Genomic DNA, 18,561 nt, shown 5'->3' with positions numbered 1-18,561 from the left:
TTCCTTTCCTTCGCCCCCGACCGGAGAACCGACGATGAAACGACGAACGCTTGCTGCCCTCGCTGCCCTGGTGCTTTCCCTCCCGGCGTTCGCCCAGACGCCGCCTCCCAAGACGCTGAAGGTGGTGGCGCATGCCGACCTGAAGATCCTCGACCCGACCTTCACCACGGCGTACATCTCGCGCAACTTCGGCTACATGGTCTACGACACGCTGTTCGCGCAGGATGCGAGCGGCAAGCCCCAGCCGCAGATGGTCGACAAGTACACGACCTCGAAAGACGGCAAGCAGTGGAGCTTCACACTGCGCCCCGGCCTCAAGTTCTCCGACGGCAGCGCCGTCACCTCGGCCGACGCCATCGCCTCACTGCAGCGCTGGGCCGCACGCGACAGCCTGGGCCGTGCAATGGTGGCGAGCGGTGCCGAGTGGAAGGCAAGCGATGCGCGCAGCTTCACGCTCACGCTGAACGAGCCCTTCGGCATGGTGCTCGATGCGCTGGCCAAACCCTCGGGCTTTCCGCCGGTGATCCTGCCCGAGCGGCTGGCCAAGATGCCGGCCACCGCGCCGCTGACCGAAGTGCTGGGCTCCGGCCCCTTCATCTTCAAGCGCGACGAATGGGTGCCGGGCAACAAGACGGTGTTCGTGCGCAACCCCAACTACGTGGCACGCAGCGAACCGCCGAGCGGCCTGTCGGGCAGCAAGAAGAGCAGCTTCGATCGCGTCGAATGGCTCTACCTGCCCGACGCCAACAGCGCGGTGGCCGCCTTGAAGCGCGGCGAGGTCGACCTCATCGAACAGCTGCCGCCCGACTACATCGCGCCGCTGCGCACCGACACCGGCGTGAAGATCGGCGCCTTCGGCACGTACCAGGGCTTCCTGGTGATGAACCAGCTGCACCCGCCCTTCGACAACCCGAAGGTGCGCCAAGCACTGCTGCAGGCCGTGAGCCAGGAACGCTTCGTGGCGGCCATGGGCTTCCCGCTGGACATGCGCATGGCCTACTGCGCCACCTTCTTCATCTGCGGCAGCCCCAACGACACGGCCGCCGGCGCCGACCCCTACCGCAAGGCCGACGTTGCCAAGGCCAAGCAACTGCTCGCGGCCTCCGGCTACAAGGGCGAGAAGGTGGTGCTGATGGTGCCCAGCGACGTGCCCTACCTCAACGCCGAGGCGCTGATGGCCGCGCAGACCATGAAGAGCATCGGCTTGAACGTCGACGCGCAAAGCATGGACTGGGCCTCCATCGGCGCGCGCCGTGCCAAGCGCGATGCGGCCGACGCGGGCGGCTGGAACATGTACGTCACCGTGGCCGGCGAGTTCGACGCCAACTCGCCCATCGCCAACGCCTACCTGGGCGCGGCCTGCGGCAACACGCTGCCGGGCTGGCCTTGCGACAAGCCGCTCGACGAGCTGCGCACCGCATGGCTGAAGGAAACCGTGCCAGCCAAGCGCAAGGAACTGCTCGACGCCTTCCAGCGCCGCGCCTACGAGGCCGTGCCGTACATCAACGCGGGCCAGTACTCGGCCGCGTTCGCCGCGCGCGCCAGCCTCAAGGGGTTGGACAAACTCTGGGCCGGCCTGCCGACGGTCTGGGTGCTCGACAAGTAAGACGAAGCGCCAGCACAAGGCATCGCCATGGGCTACATCGTTCGACGCTTTCTCTCGACGCTCCCGGTCATGGCAGTGGTGGCCGTGGTGGTGTTCCTGCTGATCCACCTGTCGCCGGGCGACCCGGCCGCGCTCATCGCGGGCGACCTCGCCACCACCGAGGACATCGAGAAGCTGCGTGCCGCGCTCGGCCTGAACCTGCCGCTGTGGCAGCAGTTCGCGCTGTGGGTCGGCAAGCTGTTCACCGGCGACCTCGGCACCTCGATCTTCACGCAGATGCCGGTGGCGCAGCTGCTGGGGCAGCGGCTGGAGCCGACGGTGTCGATCGCCGCGCTGACCATGCTCATCACGCTCGTGGTGTCGGTGCCGCTGGGCACGCTCGCGGCGCATCGCGCTGGCAGCTGGATCGACCGGCTGGTGATGCTGTTCGCGGTGCTGGCCTTCTCGGTGCCGGTGTTCCTGGTGGGCTACCTGCTGGTCTACAGCTTCGCGGTCCAGCTGCCGTGGTTTCCGGTGCAGGGCTACGTGCACTTTGCCGAGGGCCCGGGCGAGTGGCTGCGCTCGCTGGTGCTGCCCTGCGTGAACCTGGCGCTGGTGTACATCGCGCTGGTGACCCGCATGACGCGCGCCACCGTGCTCGAAGTGCTGCATGAGGACTACATCCGCACCGCGCGCGCCAAAGGCCTGGGCGTGCTGCCGGTGCTGGGGCATGCGCTGCGCAACGCAGCCATTCCTATCGCCACCACCGTCGGCGCGGGCATCGCGCTGCTGATCGGCGGCGTGGTGGTCACCGAAACGGTGTTCGCCATTCCGGGTGTGGGCCGGCTCGTGATCGATTCGGTACAGCGGCACGACTATCCGGTGATCCAGAGCGTGCTGCTGCTCTCGGCGGGGGTGTACGTGCTGATCAACCTGCTGATCGACCTGAGCTACCGCCTGTTCGATCCGCGCATCCAGTACTGATGAAGAAGAACCCCACGCAATGTCCACGGTCCTTCCCTTGAACACCATCCAGACACCCGACGCCGCGGCCGACGACGAAGCCCCCTTCGTGCCGCCGCGCTGGCGCTGGGTGCGCAAGCACCCGACGCTGATCATCGGCGCGCTGCTGCTGATTGCGGTGGCCATCCTCTCCATTGCCGCGCCGTGGATCGCCACGCACGATCCGCAGGACATCGACCCGCTCGCACGCATGCAGCCGCCTTCCGGTGAGCATTGGTTCGGCACCGACGCACTGGGCCGCGACGTGTTCAGCCGCGCCGTGTGGGGCGGGCGCGTGTCGATGATCGTGGGCGCCGCAGTCGCGGTGCTGGCCACCTTCTTCGGCATTGCGCTGGGGCTGGTGTCGGGCTTCGTGCGCTGGGCGGACGGTCCGATCATGCGGGTGATGGACGGGCTCATGGCCATTCCCGGCATCCTGCTGGCCATCGCGCTCATGGCGGTGACGCGCGCCAGCCTCGCGACGGTGATCGTCGCCATCACGGTGCCCGAGATTCCACGCGTGGTGCGACTGGTGCGATCGCTCGCGCTCACGCTGCGCGAGCAGCTGTTCGTGGAGGCCGCGCATGCGGTGGGCACGCGGCTGCCGGTGATCCTGGTGCGCCACGTGCTGCCGAACATCGTGGCGCCGCTGGTGGTGCAGGCCACCTTCGTTGCGGCGGCCGCCGTGCTGACCGAGGCCGCGCTCTCGTTCCTTGGCGTTGGCGTGCCTTCGCAAACGCCGAGCTGGGGCAACATGATGGCCGAGGGCCGCAACTTCGTGACGGTGGCGTTCCACATCATCCTGTACCCGGGGCTGCTGCTGGCGGCGACGGTGCTGGCGATCAACCTGCTCGGCGACGGCCTGCGCGATGCGCTGGACCCGCGCCTGGCGCGGCAACTGTGAGAGACATGAAATGACCATCACCATGTCCCACACCGCACTCGCCCCCGGCGAGCCGCTGCTCGAAGTCGACAACCTGCGCACGCACTTCCACACGCTGGCGGGCGTGGTGCGCTCGGTCGACGGGGTTTCATACACGGTGCGCGCGGGCCGCACGCTCGGCGTGGTCGGCGAATCGGGCTGCGGCAAGAGCGTGACGGCACTGTCGATCCTGCGGCTGGTGCCCACGCCACCCGGGCGCCACATGGGCTCGGTGCGGCTGCGCGGCACCGACCTGATGCAGCTCAGCGAACGCGAGATGCGGCAGATTCGCGGCAACCGCATCTCGATGATCTTCCAGGAGCCGATGACATCGCTGAACCCGGTGCTCACCGTGGGCCGGCAGATCGCGGAGACGGTGCAGCTGCACCAGAAGGCCAGCCGCGCCGACGCGATGAAGCGCGCGGTCGAGATGCTGCGCGTGGTGCAGATCCCCGAGCCCGAGCGGCGCGTGAACGAGTACCCGCACCAGCTCTCGGGCGGCATGCGCCAGCGCGTGATGATCGCGCTGGCCCTGGCCTGCAACCCCGAAGTGCTGATCGCCGACGAGCCGACGACTGCCCTGGACGTAACAATCCAGGCGCAGATCCTCGACCTCATCAAGCGCCTGCAGAAGGAGCTGGGCATGGGCGTGGTGATGATCACGCACGACCTCGGCGTGGTGGCCGAAAGCTGCGACCGCGTCGTGGTCATGTATGCCGGCAGGAAGGTGGAAGAGGCCGACGTGATCGACCTGTTCGACCGCCCGCTGCACCCCTACACGCGCGCGCTGATGGCCTCGATGCCCGCGATGAACACCGCGAGCACGCGGCTCACCGAGATTCCGGGGCTGGTGCCGGCCGCGCACGAACTGGGGCGCGGCTGCGCCTTTGCGGCACGCTGCAGCCATGCGCGCGAACGCTGCCGCGCCGAGACGCCGCGGCTGGTGCAGCAAGGCGGCGATCACGTGGTGGCCTGCTTCGCCGTCGAAGAACACTGGGCGGGCGCCGAGGAGATGGCCGCATGACGACGACCGCTGCAACGCCACTGCTGCAGGTACGCAACCTGCGCAAGCACTACATCTCGCCCAAGCGCTGGCTGCGGCCGGCCAGGCCTTCGATCCAGGCGGTCGATGGCGTGTCGTTCTCGGTTGCGCGCGGCGAAACGCTGTCGCTGGTCGGCGAATCGGGCTGCGGCAAGACGACCACGGCCAAGTCGGTCATGCGGCTGGTCGAGCCGACCTCGGGCTCGGTGGAACTCGAGGGCGAAGAGCTGCTGTCGCTGTCCGCCGAGGACATGCGCATGCGCCGACGGCAGCTGCAGATTATTTTTCAGGACCCGTATGCCTCGCTGAACCCTCGCCTCACAGCCGGAGACATCGTGGCCGAGCCGCTGCGTAACTTCGGCATGGGCGCGGCGGCCGAGCGGCGCGAGCGCGTGCAATGGCTGTTCTCGCGCGTGGGGCTGCGGCCCGAAGCGGCGAAGAAATTCCCGCACGAGTTCTCGGGCGGGCAGCGGCAGCGGCTGGGCATTGCACGCGCACTGGCACTGAACCCGAAGCTGATCGTGTGCGACGAGCCGGTGTCGGCACTCGACGTGTCGGTGCAGGCGCAAGTGGTCAACCTGCTGATGGACCTGCAGGCCGAGTTCGGCATCGCGTATCTCTTCGTGGCGCACGACCTTGCGGTGGTGAGGCACATCAGCCATCGCGTGGCGGTGATGTACCTCGGGCACATCGTGGAGATCGCGGACCGCGACACGCTGTTTTCCTCGCCGCTGCATCCGTACACCGAGATTCTTCTGTCGGCCGTGCCCGTGCCCAACCCGCGTACGCCCGCGCGTCGCATGCTGCTGCAAGGCGATCCGCCGAGCCCAGCCAATCCGCCCTCGGGCTGCCGCTTTCACACCCGCTGCCCAATGGCGCAGGCTGTGTGCAAGGAGAAGGTGCCCGAGCTAAGCGAACGACCCTCGTCTTCCAACGGCGGGCATTGGGTTGCCTGCCACTTTCGCTGAGATGACTTTTCTTGTTCATCGCGTTGGGTGTTCGGGGCGAGATCACGCCGACGGGGTACCTTGCTCCGCGAATGTCCTCCGGCCTGCGGCCTCCCCCTTTATTTCGCTGCGCAAGGCACCCCATCGACGTGATCGTTCAGCGCAGCGGTCAAACGACCGGCACAAGCGCGGCGCCCACTGTGCACAGGGCGTCGGGTGCTCCCCGCAGCGAAATAAAGGAGGAGGCCGAAGGCCGGGGGACATTCGCGGAGGGGAGTACCCGGCGGCCTGTGCACCTGCCCTGAAAAAAACACTCCCACGAAAGAACAAATGAAAGGATCGACATGAGCGAATCAGTCCCCCACTACGACCTGCTGATCCGAGGCGGCACCGTCATCGACGGCACCAAGGCGCCGCGCTTCGATGCCGACGTCGGCATCGTGAACGGCCGCATCGCCGCCATCGGCAAGCTCGCGGGCCACACGGCCGAGCAGACGCTCGACGCCACCGGCCGCATCGTCGCGCCAGGCTTCATCGACTCGCACACGCACGACGACCAGGCTGTGCTGTCGCAGGCGCAGATGCCGTTCAAGGTGTCGCAGGGCGTGACCACGGTGGTGGCGGGCAACTGCGGCATCAGCGCTGCGCCGCTGCGCGCCGACATGGACCTGCCGATGCCGCTGAGCCTGCTCGACTCACCGGCGGAAGGCCGCTTCACCACCTTCGCGGCGTACCTCGATGCGCTGCGTGCCACGCCTTCATCGGTGAACGTGGCGGCGATGGTCGGGCATTCGACATTGCGCGCGGTGGTCATGTCCGACCTTGACCGGCCCGCGAACGACAATGAGATTGCAGCCATGCAGGCGCTGGTCGAAGAAGCGATGCAGGCCGGCGCCATCGGCCTGTCGACCGGCACTTTCTATCCGCCGGCCGTGAAGGCGACGACCGAGGAGATCATCGAAGTCGGCCGCCCGCTCACCTCGCGCAAAGCGCTGTACGTGACCCACATGCGCGACGAGAGCGACCGCGTGATGGAGTCGCTGGAAGAAACCTTCCACATCGGCCGCGCGCTCGACATTCCGGTGGTGGTGTCGCACCACAAGGTGCAGAACACGCAGAACTTCGGCAAGACGAAAGTCACGCTGCCCTTCATCAAGGAAGCGATGCAGCACCAGTGCATCGGGCTCGACTGCTACCCCTACACGGCTGGCTCCACCATGATCCGTACCGATCGCGGAATGATGGAAGGCCGCGTGCTCATCGCGTCGAGCGTGCCGCACCCCGAGTGCGCGGGCCACGACCTGAAGGACATTGCGGCCGAATGGGGCGTGTCAGGCGAAGAAGCGGCCAAGCGGCTGCAGCCCGGCAGCGCGATCTACTTCATGATGGACGAGGACGACGTGCAGCGCATCCTCGCGTTCGACGAGACCATGATCGGCTCGGATGGCATTCCGCTGGGCGAGAAGCCGCATCCGCGCCTGTGGGGCACCTTCCCGCGCGTGCTGGGCCACTACAGCCGCGACATCGGCCTGTTCCCGCTGGAGACGGCGGTGTGGAAGATGACGGGGCTCACGGCGCGCAACTTCGGCCTGCACGAGCGCGGCACGCTGAAACCGGGCCACCACGCCGACGTGGTGATCTTCAACGCTGCGACGGTGCGCGACACCGCGAACTACGAAACGCCGATGCAGCCGGCCGAGGGCATCGATGCGGTGATCGTGAATGGCGCCGTGACCTGGCGCGATGGAGCGCACTGCGGGGTGCGCAACGGGCAGGTGATCACTCGGCGCAAAGCAGCTTGAGTCAGAGCGAGAAACGCCTACGCCCAGTCAACTGCGTTTCGCAGACGAATACCGCTGGCGTGCATCGATGATTGCCACACGGGCTTGAGAGGAAGAAGCGAATCGACCGCCCTCAGCTCGGTGTGGCACGCGGCGAGTTCAGCCCGCAAGTCGAGCACACGGGTCGTGTCGAGCGGCACGACCGCGGTTCTCGACACCCACATGCCCGCATCGCCGATGTCGGCGAAGTGCTCGCACGGCAACTCGTAGCGCATCAGCGCCGCGCGCTCGAAGCGCTCCTGCCAGTGCTTCTCGATGTACGCGATGGCCGTGACCCCGGCTGGTACATCGGCCAACCATGCCCGCCGGTCGTTTTCAGTGGTGCCGTCGTGCGCCCACATGACTATGCGCGGGCACTCCCTAGGGAAAAGATAGAGTTGCTGGTGGTCCTCGGCAATCGCCCAGACCAGCGGCCCGTTGAGCCACGCCATGCCTGGGCGGCGGTCAGCCGGTGTCCGGACCGGACGAGGCTCGAAACGATCTATGCCAGCATCGTCGCTGAAGTGAAACAGGCGCATGCCTTGGAGCGTAACCGCCCTGAACATGGCTTGAGCAGGCTCAGTCTGGAGCGTTCATCACGCGGTCGAATTCTTCGTCGGCCGGCACGTTGTCGGCATCGAGTTCGCTCGCATCGGTGAGATCGATGCCCGTTTCCTCCGACAGGTCGTCGGACACGTCGCTGTCCTGCTCCTCGAAGTCATCGGCGGGCGTGTCGTCCTCATCGTCTTCGGCGGGCGAGGCGGATCGCGCGGTGGCGTCGATGGTGTTCATGATCGGTTCCTCGGCTGATTTCTGACAGACCCCTATGGTGCGCCTGTTTCGGCCGTTCCGGTTCATCCGGCGCGCGGCGTCGGTGTCGGAAAGTTTCCCGCCCGGGCTGACTGGCCGTCAGTCCTTGTGCACGTGGCCGTGCTCCCCGTGGCCCGGGTTGTCGCCGTGGTCGTGCCCATGCTCGCCGTGCGCCAGCCGGCTCACGAGCGTGACCAGCACGATGCCCGCGGCCAGCCACAGGATCTGCGCCGCGGTCTCGCGTGCCGGCAGGCGCTTCTGCAGCTGCGGAATCAGGTCGGCCAGCGCCACGTAGACAAAACTGCTGCCGGCCAGCACCAGGAAGTACGGCAGCCAGCTGTGCAGTTGGTCGACCAGCCACCAGCCCGCGATGCCGCCCAGCGCGGTCATGGTGCCGGCGAGCGACACCTTCACCAGCGCCGCGCGCTGGTTGGCGGAGCTCTGGCGCAGCACGACAAGGTCGCCGATGTGGTGCGGAATTTCGTGCGCCAGCACCGCGATGGCGGCAACCAGGCCCAGGCGCAGGTCGGCGGTGAAGGCCGAGGCGATCAGGATGCCGTCGCCGAAGCAGTGCACGCTGTCGCCGGTGAGCACGGCCCAGCCGCCGGTGCGGGGACCGTGGTCATGCGCATGACCATGCGAGTGCCCGTGGTCATGGTCGTGCCCCTCGTGTCCGCCCTTCTCTTCGCCATGGTGATGTTCGTGCCCGTGGTGCCACAGCTCGGCCTTGTCGAGCAGGAAGAAGAACACCAGCCCGAACAGCAGCACCGCGAACAGCATCGCGGGTTCGATGCGGCTCTCGAAGGCTTCGGGCAACAGGTGCATGAACGCGGTGGCGAGCAGCGCGCCGGCCGCCAGGCTCAGCAGATGCTGCGGGTTCACGCCGCCCGAACCGCTGCGCACCCCCACCTTCAGCAGGAGGGCCGCGAGCCAGACGCTTCCGATACCGGCAACCAGGGTCGCCGCGATGATGACTATCAAATTCATAGCTGCTTGCGCAAGAGGGACGGCCGTTGAAACTGCTTCAACAAGGCCGTTGTCCGTTCATAAAAAGAGAAAAGGCCGTCATTCGACGGCCTTCGGCGGGGTGGCTACAGGGCGCCGCGTTCAGGCGACGCCATTGGCTTTGAACCAGGCCGTGGCGCGTTGCCAGCCGTCGTCCGCCGCGCTCTTGACGTAGCTGGGGCGGTAGTCGGCATGGAATGCGTGGCCTGCTTCGGGGTACACGACGAAGCTCGACGCCTTGGCCGCCGGGGTTCCAGTGGCCAGAGCTGCTTTCATCTTATCAACCGTGTCAAGGGGGATCCCCTGGTCTTTTCCGCCGTACAGGCCGAGCACCGGCGCCTGCAGGCTGGCGGCGATGTCGATGGGGTGCTTTGGCGTCAGTTCACTGGCCTGCCCGACCAGCCGGCCGTACCAGGCAACGCCCGCTTTGACCTTACCGGTGGCGGCATACAGCCACACGATGCGCCCGCCCCAGCAGAAGCCGGTGATGCCGGCCTTGCTGGTGTCGCCGCCGTTGGCCTTGGCATAGGCCAGCGCGCCGTCGAGGTCGGCCAGCACCTGTGCGTCGGGCACCTTGCTGACGATGTCGGCTTGCAGCTTCGGAATGTCGGTGTAGCCGCGCGGGTCGCCCTGGCGCGCATAGAGCTCGGGCGCGATGGCGAGGTAGCCGAGCTTGGCAAAGCGGCGGCAGGTGTCGGCGATGTACTCGTGCACGCCGAAGATTTCCTGGATCACCAGGATCACTGGCAGGCCTGTCTTGCCGGCGGGTGCCGCCGCGTAGGCGGGCACTTCGAAGCCGTTGACGGTGTATTTGATGGGGCCGGCCTTCAGGCCTTCGGCCGAGGTGCTGATGGCTGTCTGCGCGGCCACTGGCAGCACGGCGGCTGCATAGCCCACGCCGATGGCGGCCTTGAGTGCAGTGCGGCGCGTGGCACCCTGCTCGGTGCTCTCGCCGGGGCGAAGCGAATCGAAGTCGGAACGGCTGTCGTCGAGGGGCATGGGAAGGGCTCCAGTTGAATCGTCGGACAAGGGGCGTTGCGCTATCAAAAAACGCACGCCGCAATGTAGGCGAAATCGACTCCTGCCTCTATGCCCCCTAGTTTCAGTGGGGTTGGTAGGCCTGGTAGGCCCGGCGGGCCAGGGCCGCAGCCAGCACCTGCGCGGGGTCGACAAGGTCGAGGCCGGCCACAGCCGCCGAGCCCTGCAGGCCCAACGGCACTTCGGTGCAGCCCATGATGATGGTGACGGGGCCATGGCGCTCGGCCAGCCGCAGCGCCACTTCGGAAAAGCATTGCTCGGCGAGCTGCATGTTGCCGGCCTTCACGCCGTCGAAGATGCCCCGCGTGATGGTGTGGCGCTCCGCTGGCGTCGGCACATGGCAGCCCAGGCCAGCTTCGGCCAGCGCCTGTTCGTAGAGGCGCACGCGGTAGGTGCCCTCGGTGGCCATCAACGCGACGTTGCTCGCGCCCTGCCCGGCCAGCTGTTGCGCGGTTTCGCGCGCCATGTGCAGCAGCTCGACCTGCGGAAAGCGCTCCTGCAGGTCGGCGTGCCAGGCATGCGCGGTATTGCAGGCGATGGCCACGGCCCGGCTGCCGAGCGCGGCCAGGCGGCCCAGCGCCTGCAGCATTGGCTCCAGCGGCTGGTGCGCGCCCTGCTCGGCCGAAGCCAGCGCATCGGTGCGGTCGGGCACCGGCACCTGCGCAAGCCAGTGCTCGGGAAAGGACTGGTCGCGCACCGGCTCGCCGCGCGCACGCATCTGCTGCGCGCAGGCCTGCACGAAGAGCCGCACGAAGTCGGCGCCCGCCGCGGGGCCCATGCCACCAAGAATGCCGACCACCTGCGTCACTGCCATGTCCTTTTCTTCTCTTTTCGTCGCGCCTGGATCAGGTCGCGGGCTTGTCGCTGAGAGCTTTCAGGTTCTCTTTCAGCTGCGGGCTCATCGGCAGATTCAACGGCACGTTCTTCGGCGGGATCGGCTGCATGAACCACTTGTTGTAGAGCTTCTCGAACTCGCCGCTCTTCATCAGGCCGGCGAAGGTGTCGTCGACCAGCTTCTTGAAGGCCGGGTCGTCCTTGGGCAGCATGCAGGCATAGGGCTCGACCTGCAGCGAATCGCCCACCACTTCGAAGTCGGCCGGCGTCTTGGCGTTGGCGATCAGGCCGAATAGCAGGATGTCGTCCATGGCGAAGGCCACGGCGCGATCGCTCTCGACCAGCAGGAACGAATCGGCGTGGTCCTTGCCGAGCACGATGTCCATGCCGAGGTTCTTCTCGGTGTTGTACTTGCGCATTACCAGTGCGTTGGTGGTGCCGGTGGTGCTGGCCACGGTCTTCTTCGCGAGGTCGGCGTAGTTCTTGATCTTCGAAGACTTCTTCACCAGCAGGCGCGTGCCGGTATAGAAGTGGTTGATGGCAAAGGCCACGTCCTTGCCGCGCGCGGTGTTGTTGGTGGTGGAGCCGCACTCCAGGTCGACGGTGCCGTTGGTGATCAGTGGAATACGGTTCTGCGAGGTGACGGGCATGAGCGCGACCTGCAGGTTGGGCTTGTTCAGTTTTTTCTTCACCGCCTCGACCACGGCGTTGGAGAGTTCGACCGAGAACCCGATCGGCTTGTTGGGGCCGTCGAGATAGCTGAAGGGCACCGACGACTCGCGATAAGAGAGCGTGATCTTGCCGGACTCGGCGATCTTGGCCAGCGTGTCGGCAGCCTGCGCGCCCGTGGCGCTGAAGAGCACCGCGGCGACCATGGAAGCCATGAGGACGGAGAGTTTCATGCGAGCCTTCATTCGGTTGAACTGAACATGCGGCCAGTTTAAGAAGCAGCGAAACAAAACAACAATTCCAATTGAAAGCCGGCCCATGCCCAAAGGTTATGGGCGGGGGTTCTTTTGGCATTTCCGGCCGGAGCCGTGCGCGCCTACAGTCACGGCTTAAGTTCTCAATCTCCGGAAAGTTGCCTCCATGCATGTGTGTGTGCTCGGTGCCGGCATCGTGGGCCTGGCCACCGCCTGGCAGCTCGAACGCCAGGGCCACAAAGTCACCGTGATCGATCGGGCCACCCCCGGCGCGGGCGCGAGCGGCGGCAATGGCGCGCAGCTCAGCTACTCGTACGTGCAGCCGCTGGCCGACCCGTCGATCTGGAAGCAGTTGCCCAAGCTGCTGCTGTCGCCCACATCGCCGCTCAAGCTGCGGCCGCAACTCGACCCGCTGCAGTGGCGCTGGGGCATGGCCTTTCTCGCGGCCTGCAACGCGCAGACCTCACGCAACACAACGGCGCAGCTGCTGGGGCTGGCCGCATCGAGCCGCACCGGGTTCGAGACGATGCGCGCCGACATCGCACCCGATTGCGATTTCTCGGCCACCGGCAAGCTGGTGCTGTACGCCAGCTCGGCATCGCTCGAAGGTGCGCGCGCGCAGCTCGAACTGCAGCGCACCATGGGCAGCGAGCAACGCCTGGTGACGCCCGACGAATGCATCGCCATCGAGCCCGCGCTCGCCAGCTACCGTGGCCAGATGGCGGGCGCCGTGTACACGCCGAGCGAGTGCGCGGCCGATTGCCTCAAGGTGTGCACCGAGCTCATGCGGACATTGAGCGCGCGCGGCGTGCGCTTCATGCTCGGCGCTGACGTACATGGCTTTGCGCGCAGCGAGAACCGCATCGCCGCCGTGCGCACCAGCGAAGGCGACGTGGAGGCCGATGCCTTCGTGATGGCGCTTGGTTCGGCCTCGCACAGGCTGGGCCGTGCGCTGGGCGCCTACCTGCCGGTGTATCCGCTCAAGGGCTACAGCATTACCGTGGAGGTCGATCCGTCGCCCGGTGCCGCGCCGCACGTTAACGTGACCGACAGCGCACGCAAGGTGGTGTTCGCGCGCATCGGCTCGCGCCTGCGTGTAGCGGGCATGGCCGAACTGGTGGGGCACGACGCAAGCATTCCGGCCACGCGCATCGAGACACTGGCAGCGGCGACGCGTGCCCTCTTCCCGCATGCGAGCCGGCTCGAGGAACTGCACCCGTGGACAGGCATGCGGCCGGCCACGCCGACAGGACTGCCGATCATCGGCCGACTGGAGAGAGCGCCGTCGAACATGCTGTTCAACACGGGCCACGGCGCGTTGGGTTTCACGCTGGCCTTCGGCTCGGCGCTGAAGATCGGGCAGGCCTTGCAGGCCTGAGCGCAGGCCGCTTCCCTCTCAACTGGTGGTGACCAGCTTGAGCCCGATCACGCCGGCCAGGATGAGCGCAATGCACAGCAGCCGCATCGGCGCGGCCGAATCGCCCAGCACCACCATGCCTACGATCGCGGTGCCTGCGGCGCCGATGCCGGTCCACACTGCGTAGCCCGTTCCCATCGGCAATGTTCGCAGCGAGAGCGAAAGAAGCACCACGCTCGACAGGCCGGCAGCGACCGTGAACAGCGCGGGCACCAGCCGCGTGAAACCTTCGGACGACTTCATCGCAAAGGCGAAGACGATTTCAAGCACGCCTGCAACACCGAGTAATGCCCATGCCATGGCGTTCAGGCCTTGGCAGCGGCGGCAGTAGCAGCGGGCATCGAGCGGAACGTGATGCCGAAGCGGTTGAAGGCGTTCATCAGGCCGATCGCGTAGGTGAGGTCGGCCAGTTCCTTGTCGCTGAACTCGGCGGCGGCGGCTTCGTAGTCCGCATCGGGAACGCCGGTTTCGGCGACGCGCGTCACGGTTTCCGCCCAGGCGAGCGCGACCTGTTCGCGGCGGCTGAAGACTTCGCCCGCGTCGTGCCACACCGGGACCAGCACGAGCTTGTCGACCGACAGGCCAGACTTGAGCAGGTCGCGCGAATGCATGTCGATGCAGTAGGCGCAGCCGTTGATCTGCGAAACCCGCAGGTAGACGAGATCGACCAGTTGCTTGGGCAGGCCGCTTTTCTGGACGGCCATGTACACCCCTCCGAAGGTCTTGTAGACCTCGGGCGAGATCTTTGCGTAGTCGATGCGATTGCTCATGAAGAGTCCTTGTGTGTGCTGGTTGGAAAGGACTCCATGGTGCCGAATCTTGGTCTAGCCCAGAAGAGCCATGAATGGCATTCGGTGCTGGGCCATGATTCTTCGGATCACATCAGGCTCAGGATGCGCTTTCCGAGCTTCTCGGCGGTGCGCCGCGAGTCGATGTTCGTGAAGTTGACGAGCAGAGCCGAGGCGCCCTCGCCCTCCTTCGTCCAGTCTGACAATGCCTCCGCGAACAGGCCGTCTTCCCGCATGCGCGCCACGAGCTCGCGATCCGATTGCCGGCCTTGCAGCCGCAGGATCAGGTGCATGCCGCCGGGTTGCGCGTCGATTCGCACGTGCTGCCCGAGCACACTCTGCAGGCCGGCGCTGGTCGCCTCGCGACGCTCGGCATAGAGCCTGCGCATCCGCTGGATATGCCGCGCGAAGTGCCCCTCCGTAATGAAGGCGGTGACGATGGCTTGCGTCAGCTCGGGGCTGCCCCCTGCGAAGGTCTGGATGATCTGCTCGAAGCACTCGACCTGCGACTCCGGCACGACGAGATAGGCCAGCCGGATGCTCGGAAAAAGCACCTTGCTGAAGGTGCCTGAATAGAGCACGCGTCCGTCGCGGTCCAGGCTCTTCAGCGCAGGCAAAGGGCGGCTGACATAGCGGTATTCGCCGTCGTAGTCGTCTTCGACGATCCATGCGTTGTGCCGTCCGGCCCAGTCGAGCAGCGCCTGACGCCGGGGCAAGGACAGGGATACGCCCAGCGGGCTCTGGTGCGCCGGCGTGACCACCGCTGCACGCGCACGTGGCGCCGACCTGATGCCCTCGGAAACGACCATGCCCTCTTGGTCCACGCGCACCGGGACAGCCGCGATTTGCATGTGCGCAAGCAGTTCCCGCGTGGGTGGATAGCCCGGGTCTTCGAGCCAGACACGGTCTCCCGCCTTCAGCAAGGCGAGACCGATCAGCTCGATGGTGTGGCGGTATCCCGAGGTCACGAACACCTGCGATGCAGCGCAATCGATGCCACGCGACACCTGCAGATACGCGGCGATTTCCGCACGCAGCTTGGGCAACCCGTAGATGGAGGGATGCGCCATGTCGGACGGCTGCATGGCACGCACGCATCGCGCACCGAGGCGGGCCCATATCTTTCGAGGGAATTCGTCGAGGGCGGGCAGCCCCATTTGAAACGGAAGAATCGAATCTGGCCGGAAACCGATCGAAGAAATTCTCTTGTCGAGCGGAGGCTCAGGAATTGCCACAGGCGTTTGCGGCTTGAGGCCCGGCGCAACGATGGTCCCGGCCTGACCGCGTGCCTGGATGTATCCCTCGGCGACCAGCAAGGAATAAGCGGCTTCGATCGTTCCTCTTGCCAGGCCCAACTCCTTGGCCAGCGCGCGTGCGGCGGGTATCCGGTCGCCGGGCTTCAGCAATCCGCTGGAGATGGTATTGCGAAAGCGCTCGTAGATCTGCCGGTAGAAAGGCTCGGCCGCTGCGGGGTCCAGGGGCGATACGGGGCTGGTCTTCTCGTCGATCATGGATCAATCACAAGCTCCATTCATGGCTCTGGAGTGTAGGCCATGCAAATTCTAGGATTGACGCCTCTCTTGCGGCCATATCAATCATGAAAATCTTGCACGTCAATTGCAGCTCCCGCGGGCAAGCCTCCGAGAGCTTCAGGCTTTCCCGAAAAATCGTCGATCTTCTGCTGAAGAAATCACCCGACGCAGTATTGGTCAATCGAGAAATTGGCGGCTGCGCCATAGGGCATATCGACGCGAATTACGCGCTTGCCCAGCATTCGTCCACGGCGGAAATAAATCAGGAAGGTTCGATTTCCACGTCCGAGGAATTGATCCGGGAGCTGGAGAATTCGGACGTCGTGGTCATCGGGACGCCCATGCACAACCTGGGCGTGCCCTCTGCGTTGAAGGCCTGGATCGATCACGTCGTTCGGGCGCGCCGCACGTTCAATGTGGGCGCTGCGGGCAAGGTGGGCACACTGCGAGATCGCCCGGTCTTCATTGCCGTGGCCTCGGGCGGGAGATTTTCCGGGGAACATGCACGGCAGCCGGATTTCCTGACGCCGTACCTGACGGCCATCCTTGGCACCATCGGGCTGAAGGACCTGAATTTCTTCTCGGTCCAGGGAACGGGCCTCGGCCCGGATGTCGTTACCGAGGCCAGGGCCAGGACCGACCAGGCGCTGCAGGCGTATTTCTCTTAAAGCGCCTCTTGAATCGCCTGCTGCATGCAGCGCGTGATGCCGCGCACCGCCACCGAATCGGGCCGCGCTGCAAAACGCAGCGCACGAATCGGCACCGGAATGTGCGGCTCCAGCGTCAACACCTCGACCTTCGCGCGGTCCGCCGAGCGCGCCGTGCAGCCGTCGACCAGCGCCACGCCGATGCCGTGGTGCGCCATGGCCAGTGCTGCGTGGTAGGTCTGCACCGTGACCACCGCCTGCTGGAAGCCCACGCCCGCCTGTCGGCAGGCCTGGCTCAGGCTGGTGCCGACGGGGTCGCGGCTGTCGAGGCCGATCACCGGCCGGTTGACGAGGTCATGCAGCGCCACCGAACCGCTGCGCACCAGCGCGCGCGGCAGCATGCCCTTGGGCGCGATGCACACCATGCGGCTGTCGGCCAGCGTCTCTTGCGTGAGCGAGGGATGCACCGCAGGGCTGAAGGCAAAGCCCACGTCGGCCTCCTGCAGCAGCAGCGCCGACATGATCTGCGGCGAGTGCAGCGACTCGACGGTGATTGCATAGCCCGGATGCTTCTCGCGAAAAGCCTTGAGCGCGCGCGGCAGGATGTCGTAGCTCAACGCCAGCACGCTGAGGATGCGCAGCTCGCCCGTGTCGCCCGCGGTGCGCAGGTTGGAGGCAAGCCGCTGCACCTCGTCGAGCTGCGCGAACAGCCGCTCGATGTGCGGATACAGCGTGAGCGCCTCGGTGGTCGGCGTAAGCCGGCCCTTGGCGCGCTGGAACAGCGGAAAGCCTAGTTGCAGCTCGGCATGCTGCAGCGTGCGGCTCACCGCCGGCTGCGTGATGTTGATGAGCCGCGCCGCCGCGCTCACGCTGCCAGTGAGCATGATCGCGTTGAAGACTTCGATGTGGCGCAGGCGCATCGCGAACGGCGGATCAGTTGCCCGAAGCGGTCTTGCCTCGCGCGATGTCCATGACCATGCGGGTGCCGAGGTACAGGCGCGGTTCGATGGAGTTGACCAGCACGTACTCGGCATCTGCCGAGTGCGCGCCGAAACCCTGCAGGCCGAAGCGCTCGATGACGGGCGCCTTGGTCTTCAGCGCCGCAAAGGCCGCGTCGGTCCCGCCGCCAGCGGCCTTGTCATCGGCGCCCAGCGGCAGGCCGAGCTCGTCCTTGTAGATCTGCTGCGCGTGGCGGGCCATGGCGCGCGAAGCGTCGGTGGCCTCCAGCGGCGGGCGGCGGCGCTCGAAGTTCATCTCGACCTTGGCCTCGGGAATCAGCTGCTTCTTCACGCGCTCGTTCACCTGCTGCTCGATGCGGTCGTAGTCGCTGACCTTCAGCACGCGCACGTCGGCACCCGCGGTGGCGCTGGCCGGAATCACGTTGCGGTTGGTGCCCGACTTCGAGATGGTCCAGTTCATCTTCAGGCCCGTGGCCGGGTCGGACAGATCGCGCATCTGCAGGATCTGGTGCGACAGCTCGTACAGCGCGTTCACACCCAGCTCGGGCGCCGAGCCTGCATGCGAGGCCTTGCCCGTGACATGCAGCGTGACCGAGGCAATGCCCGCCGTGGCGAGCGAGAGCTTGTCTTCTTTCACGTAGGCGCCTTCGAAGGACAGCACCGCGTCGTGCTCGCTGCCCATGCGCGTGATGAGCGCGCGTGCGCCGGGCGAGCTGATTTCCTCGTCGCCGTTGATCAGCACGGTGAGCGTGCCGTATTCCTTGAACTTCATCGCCTGCAGCATCGACACGATGTGCGTGATGACGGCCACACCCTGCTTGTCGTCGGCAATGCCCAGGCCGTAGGCCTTGTCGCCTTCGATGCGGAACGGCTGCTTGTTGAGCATGCCCACGGTGTAGACCGTGTCCATGTGCGCGATCAGCAAGATCTTTTTCTTGCCCGTGCCCTTGAAGGTGGCGCGCACCACGCGGCCGATTTTCTCGGGTGTGTCCTCCATGCGGTAGGCCTCGGCGCTCGGATCGATCAGCTCTACCTGGCCGCCCAGCGCCTTGAACTTCGCGGCGATGAGGTCGGAGATTTTTTCGAGGCCGTCGAGGTCGCGGCTGCCCGACTCGATGGAGACCAGCTCCTTCAGCGTGTCGAGCAGCGCGGGCTTTTCCTTGGCGGCGAGCGAAGCGACTTGCGCATCGGGTGCGGCGAAGGCGGTGCCAAGGCAGGCGGCGCAGACGGCGGCGAGCAGGAGTTTGCGGTGCGGAAGTTGAATCATGTGCGTGCGTTCTTCTCGGTTGG

At 66.2% G+C, this 18,561-nt stretch carries 19 protein-coding genes; 8 read left to right on the top strand and 11 right to left on the bottom strand.

The window, feature by feature from the left end:
- Positions 1-34: 34 nt before the first annotated feature.
- The 6 genes from ACSFBF_RS22195 (at position 35) to ACSFBF_RS22170 (ending at position 7,300) form a co-directional block, all read left to right on the top strand.
- Positions 35-1,606, top strand: coding sequence for an ABC transporter substrate-binding protein (locus ACSFBF_RS22195; protein WP_435470710.1), 1,572 nt, complete (start codon positions 35-37; stop codon positions 1,604-1,606).
- A 27-nt stretch (positions 1,607-1,633) separates the two neighbouring features.
- Positions 1,634-2,569: an ABC transporter permease gene (locus ACSFBF_RS22190; protein WP_093049926.1), complete on the top strand. Its 936-nt coding sequence runs from the start codon at positions 1,634-1,636 to the stop codon at positions 2,567-2,569.
- 19 nt (positions 2,570-2,588) lie between these two features.
- Complete coding sequence (locus tag ACSFBF_RS22185; RefSeq protein ID WP_093049923.1) at positions 2,589-3,491, top strand: ABC transporter permease; 903 nt, start codon at positions 2,589-2,591, stop codon at positions 3,489-3,491.
- Positions 3,492-3,501: 10 nt separating this feature from the next.
- Positions 3,502-4,533: an ABC transporter ATP-binding protein gene (locus tag ACSFBF_RS22180; RefSeq protein ID WP_435470707.1), complete on the top strand. Its 1,032-nt coding sequence runs from the start codon at positions 3,502-3,504 to the stop codon at positions 4,531-4,533.
- Complete coding sequence (locus ACSFBF_RS22175) at positions 4,530-5,519, top strand: ABC transporter ATP-binding protein (RefSeq protein WP_435470705.1); 990 nt, start codon at positions 4,530-4,532, stop codon at positions 5,517-5,519. The genes ACSFBF_RS22180 and ACSFBF_RS22175 overlap by 4 nt, the downstream gene beginning before the upstream one ends.
- A 323-nt stretch (positions 5,520-5,842) precedes the next feature.
- On the top strand, positions 5,843-7,300 hold the full coding sequence (locus ACSFBF_RS22170) for an N-acyl-D-amino-acid deacylase family protein (RefSeq protein WP_435470703.1): 1,458 nt from the start codon (positions 5,843-5,845) through the stop codon (positions 7,298-7,300).
- A 17-nt stretch (positions 7,301-7,317) separates the two neighbouring features.
- Here the strand turns inward: ACSFBF_RS22170 and ACSFBF_RS22165 are convergent, their stop codons facing one another.
- From ACSFBF_RS22165 to ACSFBF_RS22140, 6 genes are all read right to left on the bottom strand, one after another.
- Positions 7,318-7,857, bottom strand: coding sequence for a DUF6886 family protein (locus tag ACSFBF_RS22165; protein WP_435470701.1), 540 nt, complete (start codon positions 7,855-7,857; stop codon positions 7,318-7,320).
- Positions 7,858-7,897: 40 nt separating this feature from the next.
- On the bottom strand, positions 7,898-8,110 hold the full coding sequence (locus ACSFBF_RS22160; RefSeq protein WP_093049911.1) for a hypothetical protein: 213 nt from the start codon (positions 8,108-8,110) through the stop codon (positions 7,898-7,900).
- A gap of 117 nt (positions 8,111-8,227) precedes the next feature.
- The gene (locus ACSFBF_RS22155; protein WP_435470699.1) at positions 8,228-9,115 is read right to left on the bottom strand and encodes a ZIP family metal transporter; all 888 of its coding nucleotides are present in this window, start codon (positions 9,113-9,115) and stop codon (positions 8,228-8,230) included.
- A gap of 120 nt (positions 9,116-9,235) precedes the next feature.
- Positions 9,236-10,132 carry a dienelactone hydrolase family protein gene (locus tag ACSFBF_RS22150; RefSeq protein ID WP_435470697.1) on the bottom strand — a complete coding sequence of 299 codons (897 nt, stop codon included), beginning with the start codon at positions 10,130-10,132 and terminating at the stop codon, positions 9,236-9,238.
- Between the two features lie 103 nt (positions 10,133-10,235).
- A complete protein-coding gene (locus ACSFBF_RS22145) occupies positions 10,236-10,985 on the bottom strand; it encodes an aspartate/glutamate racemase family protein (protein ID WP_435470695.1) in 750 nt (249 codons plus the stop codon).
- 31 nt (positions 10,986-11,016) lie between these two features.
- Positions 11,017-11,907 carry a transporter substrate-binding domain-containing protein gene (locus ACSFBF_RS22140; RefSeq protein ID WP_435470693.1) on the bottom strand — a complete coding sequence of 297 codons (891 nt, stop codon included), beginning with the start codon at positions 11,905-11,907 and terminating at the stop codon, positions 11,017-11,019.
- 187 nt (positions 11,908-12,094) lie between these two features.
- Here ACSFBF_RS22140 and ACSFBF_RS22135 point away from each other — a divergent pair, with 187 nt between their 5' ends.
- Positions 12,095-13,306, top strand: a complete 1,212-nt coding sequence (locus ACSFBF_RS22135; protein ID WP_435470691.1) for a D-amino acid dehydrogenase — start codon at positions 12,095-12,097, stop codon at positions 13,304-13,306.
- Positions 13,307-13,324: 18 nt separating this feature from the next.
- On the opposite strand, the gene ACSFBF_RS22130 is transcribed toward ACSFBF_RS22135, so the two are convergent.
- The 3 genes from ACSFBF_RS22130 to pdxR all read right to left on the bottom strand — a co-directional run bounded on the left by ACSFBF_RS22130 (position 13,325) and on the right by pdxR (position 15,644).
- Complete coding sequence (locus ACSFBF_RS22130) at positions 13,325-13,645, bottom strand: DMT family transporter (RefSeq protein WP_093075413.1); 321 nt, start codon at positions 13,643-13,645, stop codon at positions 13,325-13,327.
- 5 nt (positions 13,646-13,650) lie between these two features.
- Positions 13,651-14,115, bottom strand: coding sequence for a carboxymuconolactone decarboxylase family protein (locus tag ACSFBF_RS22125; protein WP_435470689.1), 465 nt, complete (start codon positions 14,113-14,115; stop codon positions 13,651-13,653).
- Between the two features lie 107 nt (positions 14,116-14,222).
- Entirely contained in the window at positions 14,223-15,644 is a 1,422-nt protein-coding gene (pdxR, locus tag ACSFBF_RS22120; protein ID WP_435470687.1) for a MocR-like pyridoxine biosynthesis transcription factor PdxR, read from the bottom strand.
- 86 nt (positions 15,645-15,730) lie between these two features.
- On the opposite strand from pdxR, the gene ACSFBF_RS22115 reads away from it, so the two are divergent.
- A complete protein-coding gene (locus ACSFBF_RS22115; RefSeq protein ID WP_435470685.1) occupies positions 15,731-16,333 on the top strand; it encodes an FMN-dependent NADH-azoreductase in 603 nt (200 codons plus the stop codon).
- Here ACSFBF_RS22115 and ACSFBF_RS22110 read toward each other — a convergent pair.
- Positions 16,330-17,232 (bottom strand): LysR family transcriptional regulator, encoded by a 903-nt coding sequence (locus tag ACSFBF_RS22110; RefSeq protein WP_435470683.1) that lies wholly within the window; start codon positions 17,230-17,232, stop codon positions 16,330-16,332. The genes ACSFBF_RS22115 and ACSFBF_RS22110 overlap by 4 nt on opposite strands.
- Before the next feature lie 13 nt (positions 17,233-17,245).
- A complete protein-coding gene (locus ACSFBF_RS22105) occupies positions 17,246-18,538 on the bottom strand; it encodes a M20/M25/M40 family metallo-hydrolase (RefSeq protein ID WP_435470681.1) in 1,293 nt (430 codons plus the stop codon).
- Positions 18,539-18,561: the final 23 nt, after the last annotated feature.

Origin of the sequence: Variovorax nivicola (assembly GCF_051216475.1) — a bacterium.
Lineage (GTDB): Bacteria > Pseudomonadota > Gammaproteobacteria > Burkholderiales > Burkholderiaceae_C > Variovorax.
The sequence above is the reverse complement of the archived record's forward strand: the minus strand, read 5'-3'. Positions and strand labels throughout refer to the sequence as shown.